The organism is Thomasclavelia saccharogumia DSM 17460, assembly GCF_000686665.1.
In the GTDB taxonomy this organism is placed as follows: Bacteria; Bacillota_I; Bacilli_A; order Erysipelotrichales; family Coprobacillaceae; genus Thomasclavelia; species Thomasclavelia saccharogumia.
On record NZ_JMLH01000082.1, the window covers coordinates 1 to 11,377 of the forward strand.

General features: G+C 29.6%; 14 protein-coding genes, 2 rRNA genes and 1 other annotated feature. Of the genes, 11 read left to right on the forward strand and 5 right to left on the reverse strand.

Features of this window, described 5'->3' with window-relative positions:
• The 8 genes from BR82_RS17500 to BR82_RS0113140 form a co-directional block, all read left to right on the forward strand.
• Window positions 1–110 (forward strand): 23S ribosomal RNA (locus BR82_RS17500); the annotation flags it as partial.
• 85 nt (window positions 111–195) lie between these two features.
• Window positions 196–304, forward strand: a 5S ribosomal RNA gene (rrf, locus tag BR82_RS0113110).
• 71 nt (window positions 305–375) lie between these two features.
• Window positions 376–576 (forward strand) — a binding site (T-box leader).
• A 31-nt stretch (window positions 577–607) separates the two neighbouring features.
• A complete protein-coding gene (gene pheS, locus BR82_RS0113115) occupies window positions 608–1,645 on the forward strand; it encodes a phenylalanine--tRNA ligase subunit alpha (protein ID WP_027090555.1) in 1,038 nt (345 codons plus the stop codon).
• A gap of 4 nt (window positions 1,646–1,649) precedes the next feature.
• Window positions 1,650–4,040, forward strand: coding sequence for a phenylalanine--tRNA ligase subunit beta (pheT, locus tag BR82_RS0113120; protein ID WP_027090556.1), 2,391 nt, complete (start codon window positions 1,650–1,652; stop codon window positions 4,038–4,040).
• Window positions 4,041–4,483: 443 nt separating this feature from the next.
• Window positions 4,484–4,744, forward strand: a complete 261-nt coding sequence (locus BR82_RS15915; RefSeq protein WP_027090557.1) for a hypothetical protein — start codon at window positions 4,484–4,486, stop codon at window positions 4,742–4,744.
• Window positions 4,729–4,860: a zinc metalloprotease gene (locus BR82_RS17850; RefSeq protein WP_261794297.1), complete on the forward strand. Its 132-nt coding sequence runs from the start codon at window positions 4,729–4,731 to the stop codon at window positions 4,858–4,860. The genes BR82_RS15915 and BR82_RS17850 overlap by 16 nt, the downstream gene beginning before the upstream one ends.
• An 18-nt stretch (window positions 4,861–4,878) precedes the next feature.
• Window positions 4,879–5,478: a hypothetical protein gene (locus BR82_RS0113135; protein ID WP_147590259.1), complete on the forward strand. Its 600-nt coding sequence runs from the start codon at window positions 4,879–4,881 to the stop codon at window positions 5,476–5,478.
• A gap of 258 nt (window positions 5,479–5,736) precedes the next feature.
• Window positions 5,737–5,994: a heavy-metal-associated domain-containing protein gene (locus BR82_RS0113140; protein ID WP_027090559.1), complete on the forward strand. Its 258-nt coding sequence runs from the start codon at window positions 5,737–5,739 to the stop codon at window positions 5,992–5,994.
• A gap of 9 nt (window positions 5,995–6,003) precedes the next feature.
• On the opposite strand, the gene BR82_RS0113145 is transcribed toward BR82_RS0113140, so the two are convergent.
• The 3 genes from BR82_RS0113145 to BR82_RS0113155 are packed head-to-tail and all read right to left on the reverse strand — an operon-like array spanning window position 6,004 to window position 8,374.
• The gene (locus BR82_RS0113145) at window positions 6,004–7,143 is read right to left on the reverse strand and encodes a nucleotidyltransferase (protein WP_027090560.1); all 1,140 of its coding nucleotides are present in this window, start codon (window positions 7,141–7,143) and stop codon (window positions 6,004–6,006) included.
• 36 nt (window positions 7,144–7,179) lie between these two features.
• Window positions 7,180–7,623, reverse strand: a complete 444-nt coding sequence (locus BR82_RS0113150; protein ID WP_027090561.1) for a threonine/serine exporter family protein — start codon at window positions 7,621–7,623, stop codon at window positions 7,180–7,182.
• Between the two features lies 1 nt (window position 7,624).
• Window positions 7,625–8,374 carry a threonine/serine exporter family protein gene (locus BR82_RS0113155; RefSeq protein ID WP_027090562.1) on the reverse strand — a complete coding sequence of 250 codons (750 nt, stop codon included), beginning with the start codon at window positions 8,372–8,374 and terminating at the stop codon, window positions 7,625–7,627.
• 104 nt (window positions 8,375–8,478) lie between these two features.
• Here BR82_RS0113155 and BR82_RS0113160 point away from each other — a divergent pair, with 104 nt between their 5' ends.
• The 3 genes from BR82_RS0113160 (at window position 8,479) to BR82_RS0113170 (ending at window position 10,893) form a co-directional block, all read left to right on the forward strand.
• Window positions 8,479–8,955: a methylated-DNA--[protein]-cysteine S-methyltransferase gene (locus BR82_RS0113160; protein WP_027090563.1), complete on the forward strand. Its 477-nt coding sequence runs from the start codon at window positions 8,479–8,481 to the stop codon at window positions 8,953–8,955.
• Complete coding sequence (locus BR82_RS0113165; protein ID WP_027090564.1) at window positions 8,927–9,850, forward strand: DUF1848 domain-containing protein; 924 nt, start codon at window positions 8,927–8,929, stop codon at window positions 9,848–9,850. The genes BR82_RS0113160 and BR82_RS0113165 overlap by 29 nt, the downstream gene beginning before the upstream one ends.
• 533 nt (window positions 9,851–10,383) lie before the next feature.
• Window positions 10,384–10,893 carry a GNAT family N-acetyltransferase gene (locus BR82_RS0113170; RefSeq protein ID WP_027090565.1) on the forward strand — a complete coding sequence of 170 codons (510 nt, stop codon included), beginning with the start codon at window positions 10,384–10,386 and terminating at the stop codon, window positions 10,891–10,893.
• A 124-nt stretch (window positions 10,894–11,017) separates the two neighbouring features.
• Here BR82_RS0113170 and BR82_RS17855 read toward each other — a convergent pair whose 3' ends face one another.
• Window positions 11,018–11,152: a hypothetical protein gene (locus BR82_RS17855; protein ID WP_261794298.1), complete on the reverse strand. Its 135-nt coding sequence runs from the start codon at window positions 11,150–11,152 to the stop codon at window positions 11,018–11,020.
• 32 nt (window positions 11,153–11,184) lie between these two features.
• Window positions 11,185–11,377, reverse strand: a 193-nt coding sequence (tnpB, locus tag BR82_RS0113180) for an IS66 family insertion sequence element accessory protein TnpB (protein ID WP_027090566.1), incomplete at its 5' end; no start/stop codon positions are given.

Below are 11,377 nucleotides of genomic sequence, written 5' to 3' on the forward strand. Positions count from 1 at the left end.
AAAACGCAAGAGAGTAAGACCCCTTAAAGACGATAAGGTAGATAGGTCAGGAGTGTAAGCATGGTGACATGTTAAGCGGACTGATACTAATAGGTCGAGGACTTAACCTAAAGAGAAGGTTGGAGACGAGCAAATGGAAGGAACTATTATCCGGTTTTGAGTGATTCTCGAAAGGAATTGCTTAAAGAGAAGAGATCTGGTAGCGATAGCATGATGGACACACCTGTACCCATACCGAACACAGAAGTTAAGCATCATAACGGCGAAGATAGTACTGCGGTGCGAAAATAGCAAGCTGCCGGTTCTTTTTTTGTTTAAATATATAAATAAATTCTATTGTCAAAAGGCATTAAACACGTTATAATATCTAGGTATGATAACACGATGATAAGGACTAGTAGGTAGGAAAGTTGTTTTAGAGAGGAAGATATTTGGTGAAATTCTTCTAACAATAGAACTATTGAATTCACCTTGGAGTGCGACTAATCCTCGCCGTTTAAACTACGTTACAGTTAATTAAGGGCATAATCTTAGGATTATGAATTAGGATGGTACCGCGAGATAATCGTTCCTATTGGAACGATTTTTTATATTTTTAGGAGGAAATATGGAAACAAAATTATTAAAAATTAAAGAAGAAGCGTTGGCTAAATTGGATAACTGTTCATCTTTAAAAGAATTAAATGAGATCCGTGTCTTATACCTTGGAAAAAAAGGACCGATTCAAGAAGCGATGAAATCGATGAAAGATATGGCCCCTGAAGAAAGAAAATTATTTGGTCAAACTTCAAATTTAGTTAAACAGGAATTATCGAAGGCTGTTGAAGATAAAAAAGATATCTTAGAGCAACAGGCAATTTTAGATAAGATCAATAAAGAAAAAATCGATATCACTTTACCTAGTTATAAATTAGATCAAGGATCTTTACATCCTTTATCAGCAATAGTTGCCGAGTTAGAAGATTTATTTTTAGGTATGGGTTATCAAATTGCAGAAGGACCTGAAGTAGAAAGTGATTACTTCAATTTTGAATTAATGAATTTACCAAAGGGACACCCTGCACGTGATATGCAAGATACTTTTTATATTGATGAAAGTATTTTAATGCGTACACATACATCACCAGTTCAGGCACATACTATGTTGGCAGCTAAAGGTAAAGGGCCAATTAAAGTTATTTGTCCAGGTAAGACTTATCGCCGTGATGATGATGATGCTACTCATTCTCACCAATTTATGCAATGTGAAGGTTTAGTTGTAGATAAAAATATTACTATGGCTGATTTAAAAGGAACATTAGAAGTATTTGCTCGTAAGTTTTTTGGGGAAAAACGCGAAGTTCGTTTGCGTCCTTCATATTTTCCGTTTACTGAACCATCAGTAGAAGTTGATATTTCATGCCATAATTGTAATGGTAAAGGTTGTTCAATGTGTAAACATACAGGTTGGATTGAAATTCTAGGTGCGGGAATGGTTAATCCTAAGGTACTTGAAATGTGTGGTTTTGATTCAAAAGTATATCAAGGGTTTGCATTTGGAATTGGAATTGAACGTGTAGCAATGCTTAAATATGGAATTGATAATATCCGTAATTTCTATAATGACGATATTAGATTTTTAAGTCAATTTGGTAGAAAGGAGTAGAAGAATGGATATTAGTTTAAATGTTTTAAATAAATATGTAAAAGTTGATGATCAAGATCCTAAAGAATTAGCTGATAAGATTACTTCAATTGGTTTAGAAGTTGAAGGAATGCATAATTTAGCTAATGGTAATAATATGACAATTGGTCTTGTATTAGAGTGCATACCACATCCAGATAGTGATCATCTCAATATTTGTCAAGTAGAAGTAAGACCAGGTGAAGTGAAACAAATTGTTTGTGGTGCTCCAAATGTTGCAGCTAATCAAAAAGTTATAGTTGCTAATCCGGGTTGTGACTTGGGTGGCGGTTTTGTCATTAAAGAAAGTAAAATTAGAGGTCAAGAATCTAATGGAATGATTTGTTCAATTGCTGAACTTGGTTTAGATCAGCGATTACTTAAACCAGAGGATAAAGAAGGAATTCATGTATTAGATGATGATGCGCCAATAGGTGAAGATCCATTAGAATATCTTGGTTTAAAAGATACGATTTTAGAAGTTGGTTTAACACCAAATCGTTCAGATTGTATGGCATTAACATCTTTTGCTTATGAAGTTGCAGCTTTATTAGGACGTGAAGTTAATTTACCAGTAGTTACGTCTTCAGGTATTGAAGGTAGTGGGATCAGTGTTAAAATCGAGACAGAATTATGTTCATTCTTTGGGGCTAAATTAGTTAAAGGAGTAACTACGAAAGAATCACCAAAATGGTTAAAGAATGCATTGATGGCAAGTGGTATCAAACCAATCAATAACATTGTTGATATTTCTAACTATGTAATGTTAGAAACGGGACAACCGATTCATATGTATGATTACGATAAATTGAATAAAAAAGAATTTGTAATTAAAACTGGGTTTGACTGTAAAGAAACGATGCTAGATGGTGAAGAGTATAAAATTGAACCAACCGATGTCATTGTTTCTACAGATGATGGTATTGGATGTGTTGCCGGAGTCATGGGTTCAAATAGTACCAAAATAGACGAAAATACAACTAATATAGTTATCGAAGTTGCTACATTTGATGGTGCCGCTTTAAGAGAAACAGCACGACGTTTAAATTTATTGACAGATGCATCACAGCATTATATTAAAGGTGCTTTAAACACAGCCAATTCATTAAATATTTTAGAGAGATGTGCTAATCTATTAGTAGAATTAGCTGATGCAAAAGAAGTTTATAAAAGTGTTACAACTGATCTTCAAATTGCAACACGTTATGTAAAAGTAACAACAGCAAAAGTTAATGGATTATTAGGAACTAAGATAACAACAGATGAAATCAAAGATATCTTTAGTTCACTAAATTTTGAATTTACCCTTGATGATGAAGAATTTAATGTCAAAGTTCCAACTTATCGTAATGATATTACGATGGCTGCTGATTTGATTGAAGAAGTTGCCCGAATATATGGATATGATAAGATTCCATCAACTTTACCAGAAATGTCAATGACAGTTGGTAAAAGAACTGATGTGCAGGCAAAAAAATACATGATTCGTAATTTATTAAAGGATCAAGGATTACACGAAACTCTTACTTATTCATTAACTTCACCAACAATGGTAGATGATTTTAATATTTTCCATACAAATGAGACCGTTAAATTGGCAATGCCACTAGGAGAAGAAAGAAGTGTAACAAGAAAATCAGTAATTGGTTCACTATTACAAGTAATTAATTATAATCAGTCTCATAATATTAAAGATGTAAATATCTTTGAATTATCAACGACATATTCTAAAGATACTGAGTTACAAAATCTAGCGATTGCCTGCTGTGGTGAATATAATGGTTTACCATTTAAACAAATTTCATATAAAGCAGACTATTATCTAGTAAAAGGTTTTGTTGAAACTATCTTTAAAAACTTAGGGATTGAAGAATCACGTTATAAATTAGTTCGTGCAAATCAAGATGATAAATGCTATCATCCTGGTAGAACTGCTTATATCATGATAGGAAAAGAAGTAGTAGGTGTTGTTGGAAATATTCATCCTTTGATGGAAAAGAAATATGATGTAAAAGATGTATATGTTGCTGAATTAAATTTAACTAGTATCTTAAATTTAAAAACAAGTAAAGTTAAATTTACAGATATTCCAATGTATCCATCAGTAAGTCGTGATATTGCATTAGTTATGGATGAAGATATTTTAACTTATGATGTTTGTCGTAAGATCGTTCAAGCTAGTAAACAGTTAGTTAAAGAAACAAAGATTTTTGATGTTTATGCTGGAGAACATGTTGAGGCTGGTAAAAAATCTGTAGCAATCAACTTAATTTTCCAAGATCCAAAAGGAACATTGGAAGAAGCAACGGTTAATGCTGTAATGGAAAAAATTCTTGAGGCTGTAAAAAAAGAATTTGGAGCAGTATTAAGAGGTTAGAAGATTTATCAAGAAATATTTAGTTAAAACGGTACTCTACAATAACTTGTGGAGTGTAGACTTCATATTTTGTATCGACTTTAAACCCTCTGTTATTTTAAATATTCATTTTAAGAACTGTCGATCATGATAGTTCTTTTTATATTTTATCAAAATAGATAAAACGACTATATGATGGAGTTATAGTATGTCATTGCCCTTCTATATTTAAAACTAATATTTCATTATATTATTAGACATAGGATTAATTATTTATAATAACATTTTAAAATAGTTGATTTCATTGATACAATTTAATTGATAAAGTATATAAAAGATAAAAATTTCGTTAATCAGTTTAATGATATTATAATATTTATTAGAATTAAGCAAAGAAATAAGGTAGATACGGAAAGTATTTATTTTATAATATCGAGAAAGGATATAGATATGAAAAATAGAAAATGCTTTATAATACATATAGTACATCTGGATATTCTACAATAAGTTATTATTCTAAATGGACTAGTACAGGAATAAAGTTTGCTAGCTTTAATAATGGTTTGTCTTCTGATATAGTTAGCAGTGTCGTTGATCAAGATAATGGAACATATGGTGTTACGACTTTTAAAAGTACTGGTAAATTTAATATTGTATATTACAGTGCATTTATTAAAACCAGCCTTGCTTGGCAAAGAGAAACTGTCGTATGGGACATGCTTTAGGTTTAGATCATACTCAAACAATAAATGAATCAATATCGAGAGATATTGGTTTTAATAATAAAGCTTATCCATTAAATGATGATATTTTAGGAATTAGGGCTAAATATAAATTATAAAAAGGTGGGATAGTTATGATGAAAACTAAAATTTTACTTAGTACTCTAGCACTAATGATTTTATTACCGCTTTCTGGCTGCAATAACAATGAAAAAAATACAGCTGATTCAAAAGAAGTAGAAGATGTGTTTGTTAGTGCTAAAACTGATTCATACGAATCAGTTGAAGAGCTTGAAAATGCTAGCGACTTAATAGTTATTGGGACAAAAGTCAAGGAATTAGAATCAGATGTTATATATGATGAAAATGATGTTTATCAAATTGCTTATACATATTCATCTTTTCAAATTGATGAAATCATAAGTAATAAAGTAAATGAATCAAGAAAAGAAATCACGATATTTGAAAATCAGGCATATGATAAAAAATATAATCAAATATTACATATTGCAGGATATACTAATATGTTAAAAGGAAATAAATATATATTATATCTTAGATTAGCAGATGAAGGTTATTACATACCTCTTGCCGTTACAATTGGTAAAGTTCCATTAACAAATTCTGAAATCAATGGTACTAAATTGAAAATGAAAAATGCTGAAGATAATGAAATAGTTGAAAAGTTACATAAAGAGATTCAAAAAAAATACGAAAATCAAATTGATTACGAATAAATAGTTATGATGATTTGATAAATTAAAATAATTTGGATTTTCTAACTTGTGAAATGTAAAGTTCATATTCTATATAGAGTTTTAAATACTCATAAAAAACAGACAAATTATGTCTGTTTTTGTTTGGTGTTATATAAAAAAACGACACAGAATAATTACTAAAAATAAACAGTATTTCGATTTTCTGAAATCAAAAGATATATAATATTTGACAAGGATAAATGAGATGTTTAAAATTATTTTGAAAGGGTGATTATAGTGCAAAAAATTATATTAAAGATTGACGGCATGATGTGCGGAATGTGTGAGAGTCATATTAACGATGCAATAAGAAAGTCTTTTACCATAAAAAAGGTTACTTCCTCACATAGCAAAAATAAAACTGAAATTATTACTGTAGACGATATTGATGAAAATGAACTAAGGAAAGTTATTGATGCTACTGGATATAAAGTTGTTTCGATAGAAAAAGTTCCTTATGAAAAGAAAGGTCTTTTTGCATCTTTTCGTAAATAAAAAGACCGTTTAGGCCTTTGGAATACTTTTATATTCAAGCATAATTAAATTATGAGGATCTTTAGATAAACATGATAATAATTTAGTAGCTTTAAATTCAATCTCAAGAGCAGGATGATAATGACTAGAAAAATTAGTCACTATTTTATATTTACTGCTCTTTTTTATTTTATTTAAATAAGCTTGACCGTTATTACTCATCTTTAAGATTCTAACATAATCTAAATTCATAGCTTTTATGATTTCATCTTTAGTATTATTCATTAAAATATGAATCAACATCCGTTGAATTCTAGAACGGGTATAGCGTTTAGAAGTTAAGCTTAAAACCAATTCTTCCATGTTTTTACAAGCTAATATTTTATCTTTAAGCAAATTTTCGATTCCTTCATCAACTAAATGAATTTTTTTAAGTTGATTACTATTTGTTGTTAAAAGTTTATAACGTAAAAATGGAAAAAAATCTTCAAAGAAATAAAATTCTTGATAATCATTATAATTACAAAATTGATCAACAATATCAATTTTGTTTTTTAAAGCATAACGGATAGCACTTGCAGAACTTATTGTTTCAATTTCTAAACTATGAAAATCATTAGTTCTTTTAATACAATGTAATGCAATTGGATAATCATGATCAATAACTTCTTTTACATATGCTAAACCTAATAAATCATTAGGTGTAGTTATCGTTTTATTCATTAATATTGATAAAGCCTGATTACAAGCATCAGGATAACGCAAACCAAGATCCATCTGTTGTTTAACTAAATGATCATATTGGCTTTTGTTTCTTTTAATAGTATAAGCAATATTTGTAAAAATATTTATATCACCATTTTCACTGCCAAAAACAATATCTGTAACATTCATTTTAGCAAGTAATTCAATTGCTCCATGAGCAAAATAATCAGCACTTTGAACACTGTAGACAAAAGGCAATTCAATTACAAGGTCAACACCATTTTTAATTGCAACATTAGCTCTAGTCCATTTATCACTAATAGCTGGTTCACCGCGCTGGACAAAATGTCCTGACATTACAACAATAGTAAAATCAGGGTCTATCATTTCTTTAGCTTTATTTAAGTGATAAAGATGACCATGATGGAAAGGATTATATTCAACTATTAATCCCAAAATTTTCATAAATTCACCTACTTTTACAAATTATAATAACAATTATTATTTTTTAGAAACAGATAATTTTTTAATAACTTTAAAGATTGTCGATACGATCATAATTGCGAGCGCTAAACTAGCAGAAATAGCAATCGTATGAATAAAGCTGTCTAAAAAAAGAATATTTTCACCTTGAGTACAATAAAGCATTGTTTGATAAATACCTTTTCCAGGGACTAAGGGGAAACAGCCAATAATTAAAAAAATCGTGGCTGGCGCCTTATATATTCTCGCTGCCATTTCAGCATACAAACTAACTACTACCATAGCAATAAAGTAACTCATTATTTCATTATGTAAAGCACCAGTATTTAGATAAACAAACCATCCTAAAGCACCGCCTAAGGAACTAATAATAGCAAAACGAAAATTATGATGAATTCTAAAAATAAAGGAAAATCCAATACTGGCAATAAAAGCACTTAAACATTCAATCAATCCTTGCATACTAACCTCCTAAAACGAGCATCATAATACCAACCCCAACGGCAATAAAGGTTGCTGTTAATAACGCTTCAAGCATACGTGCTGTTCCTGAAATATAATCACCGCTCATAATATCACGTAAACTGTTTGTAATTGCTACTCCAGGTGTCAAGATCATTAGACAGCCAATGATCGTAGACTGCAAATTATTGATTAAGTTTAGTTTATAACTAAAAATGGCTATAGAAGATAAAACAATACTAGATAAAAGTGTAGATACAAGATTATTAATTTCCAATATTTCCATTAACCAAATAAAAAAGTATAAAATAAAACCAATAAATATTGCAACGATCGTTTCTCTTACATGACCACCAAAAAAAGTGGTGAAAAATCCCGTTCCTAAACCGTACCCTAAAAATATCAAAGGCATGTTTAAAGGTGTATTTTTAATAGCATCAAATTTATTTTTAAGACAATCATAATCAGGATGTTTATCACAAACATAACGAACAAGATTATTGAGTTCATAGATCATATCTAAATTAACACGATTTTGTTGCGTTCGTTTAGATAATGTATAAGTATGATTATCATGCATTTCGATTGTTAATGTAAAATAAGATGGTAAAGCAAATACTTCAACATTTTCATAACCATAACTTTTACACATTCTAAGTAATGATTCTTCAACTCGATAAATTTCTGCTCCATGTTTTAATAAAAGTCTTCCAATTTCTCCAATTAAATTAATAAGTTTTTGTTCATTCATAAAACCACCTCGAATTTAAAGTATATCATGAATATTTTTTAAATGATATAAGTTAGTAGTTAATATTTAAAAAATATTATGTTAGAATGGAATAGGTGATATAAATGTTAAAAGGATATCAATATAAAATGTTATTAAATATCTATATTATTGAAAGAAATAATAAGATATATGCAGTTACAACAAATAAAATTTATGATTATATTGAAGAAGAAACAGTACTAATAAAAAAAGCTGCAACACAGCTAAATGAATATTTTCAAGGCAAACGAACAGTGTTTGCTTTACCATTAGATTATGAAGGAACACCATTTCAAATAAAAGTATGGCAGGAATTACAGAAGATTCCCTATGGACAAACAAGAAGTTATAAAGAAATAGCTAAAGTAATCAATAATCCTAAGGCATATCGTGCTGTAGGTAATGCTAATAATCATAATCGAATCATGATCATAATACCATGTCATCGTGTAATTGGATGCAATAATAAGCTGGTTGGGTATGCTGGGGGGCTTAAAATGAAAGAAATGTTATTATCATTGGAGAGAGATAATGATTCTACAAGTTTCCGGAAGAACTGATATCTGTGCCTTATATCCTCAGTGGTTTGTTAACCGTTTAAAAGCAGGGTATGTATTAGTTAGGAATCCTTATCATCATCAGCAGGTAAGTCAAATAAAAATTAGTAAAGATGTAGTTGATTGTATTGCTTTTTGTACTAAAGATCCCCAAAATATTATGCCATACCTTAAAATAATCGATCAATTAGGATATAAATATTATTTTATGATTACAATTACGCCTTATGATTATGATATTGAACCAGGATTACGTCCTAAATTAGAAATTATCAAAACTTTTATTAGTTTAAGTAATAAAATAGGCAAAGATAAAATAATTTGGCGCTATGATCCAATTTTATTGAACGAGCGCTATAATAAAGAATTCCATTTAACAATGTTTGAAAAGATGTGTCAGTTATTACATCAATATACTAATATCGTTATTATTAGTTTTTTAGATATTTATAAAAATATTATAGGTAAATTTAATGAATTAAGTGATGATGAAGTTTATTTTTTAGCCAAACATTTAGGTATGATTGCAGCTAAATATGGTTTACGTATCCAAACCTGCAGTGAAAAATATCATTTAGAACAATATGGAATAGCTAAGGGCAGCTGTATAGATAAGGCCTATATTGAAAAATTAATTGGATATTCTTTAAAAATTAAACCAAATCAAAATAGAGCTAATTGTTCTTGTTTAGCGAGTATTGATATAGGAGCATATAGCTGCTGTAGCCATGGCTGTACATATTGTTATGCCTGTAATCATCCGATAGTCGATCAAAATATAAAACAGCATGATGAAAATAGTTTAATGCTGATAGGGAATTTAAAAAATGATGATAAAGTTACTGAACGGATAGTTGCTTCAAATAAGGATAGACAATTACAGCTAGATATAAAATAGAATTAATATTAAGCATTGCTTTAACAAATGATTTGCTGAGGGGTTTTTAAAAATATATTATGATAATTATCGTACTAAAATAATTTGAGAGAAAATCTCACAACAGAATAAAATGCTTGGAAATATTGAAAAGTTTGCTTGAAATCAAGGTTTACAGACATTTTTCTTCAGAGAAAAGGTATCGTAGAATACCGCAAAATATCGTAACAGATTTTTAAAATGGAGTAAATTTGGAGTAAAAGCCGAAAGAAAATGGAGTAAATATTTCAAAGTGTAATGAGAGATGGCGTAGGTAATGGAAACATTATTTGCATCATTTTTTGCAATAAAGGAATAGAGTGAGTGTTGAGGGTATATTGCAAAAGGAGTATATCATAGTACAAAAGAAGGAAATGAACAAAGGTGGCTATGGTTCGTTTGAAAAACAATGATTCCGTTTATCAGGATATATTAAAATTGATTCGTATTTGTAGGGGGTGCAGATAAAATACCAGTTTATAGAACTAATGAAATTTGAGGAGGTAGAATAGATAATGATATTAGAAACAGAACGTTTATATTTGAGAAAAATGAACCAGAATGATTATGCAGATTTAGCTGAGATTTTACAAAATCCTAAAGTTATGTATGCTTATGAACATGACTTTTCAGATAATGATGTGCAGGAGTGGCTTGATAGACAAATAGAAAGATACAAAAAATATGGCTTTGGGTTATGGGCGGTGATATTAAAGAATACTGGTGAAATGATAGGACAAGCTGGTTTGACGATACAACCCTATAAGGACAAAGACGTGTTAGAAATCGGTTATTTACTAAAAGAAAGTTTTTGGCATAATGGATATGCAAGTGAAGCGTCGAGTGGTTGTAAAAGATATGCTTTTGAACAATTAAACAAGGATAAAGTATATTCTATAATTAAATCAGATAACCATTCTTCTATGAAAGTAGCAGAAAGTATTGGTATGAAAAAAGAAGATGAATTTGTCACACAATACTACAATGGCGATATGCTCCATTTTCTGTATTCTGTTCACAGATAAATCCCAGTTTGTCATAATTTTAATAATATGCGAAAAACCAGTGAGGTCAAGGAACAAGGGTAAGCGTCAAATATTTTACACATAAAAGAACCATAAGTACTTTTTTATAATACTTATGGTTTTATTATTTAGGCACCAAAAGATCATATGGTGCTAGAATAAAAACTGTACCAAGAGCCTCGTTTTTAGTAGCCAGCTCAATATATTTCTGTTCGAGTTCTGCTCGAGACATTTTCTTTAAATCAACATCTTTCTTCATATAACTATTATACTAAAAAATCGGCTTAAACTCTATATTATAAGCCGATTTTTTACACTTTTATGAGCAAATTTTTGTTCTATTTCAAGACCGTCAAGAAGCCATCTTAGCTGACGCTGATCGATCAGTCTGGTATCTGAATTATTATCTTCATGTATCCTGAATCTACCATGTTCAAGCCGTTTTAAAAAAAGCCAGAAACCATTATTTTCATAATATAAAATT

Coding starts and splice junctions, on each gene's coding strand:
- BR82_RS0113150 (WP_027090561.1), bottom strand. CDS start 7,623: ATGCAAGGATTGATTGAATGTTTAAGTGCTTTTATTGCCAGTATTGGA.
- BR82_RS15915 (WP_027090557.1), top strand. CDS start 4,484: ATGCTTTATAATACATATAGTACATCTGGATATTCTACAATAAGTTAT.
- BR82_RS0113155 (WP_027090562.1), bottom strand. CDS start 8,374: ATGAATGAACAAAAACTTATTAATTTAATTGGAGAAATTGGAAGACTT.
- BR82_RS0113135 (WP_147590259.1), top strand. CDS start 4,879: ATGAAAACTAAAATTTTACTTAGTACTCTAGCACTAATGATTTTATTA.
- BR82_RS0113170 (WP_027090565.1), top strand. CDS start 10,384: ATGATATTAGAAACAGAACGTTTATATTTGAGAAAAATGAACCAGAAT.
- pheS (WP_027090555.1), top strand. CDS start 608: ATGGAAACAAAATTATTAAAAATTAAAGAAGAAGCGTTGGCTAAATTG.
- BR82_RS0113145 (WP_027090560.1), bottom strand. CDS start 7,143: ATGAAAATTTTGGGATTAATAGTTGAATATAATCCTTTCCATCATGGT.
- BR82_RS0113160 (WP_027090563.1), top strand. CDS start 8,479: ATGTTAAAAGGATATCAATATAAAATGTTATTAAATATCTATATTATT.
- BR82_RS0113165 (WP_027090564.1), top strand. CDS start 8,927: ATGATTCTACAAGTTTCCGGAAGAACTGATATCTGTGCCTTATATCCT.
- pheT (WP_027090556.1), top strand. CDS start 1,650: ATGGATATTAGTTTAAATGTTTTAAATAAATATGTAAAAGTTGATGAT.
- BR82_RS17855 (WP_261794298.1), bottom strand. CDS start 11,152: ATGAAGAAAGATGTTGATTTAAAGAAAATGTCTCGAGCAGAACTCGAA.
- BR82_RS17850 (WP_261794297.1), top strand. CDS start 4,729: ATGGGACATGCTTTAGGTTTAGATCATACTCAAACAATAAATGAATCA.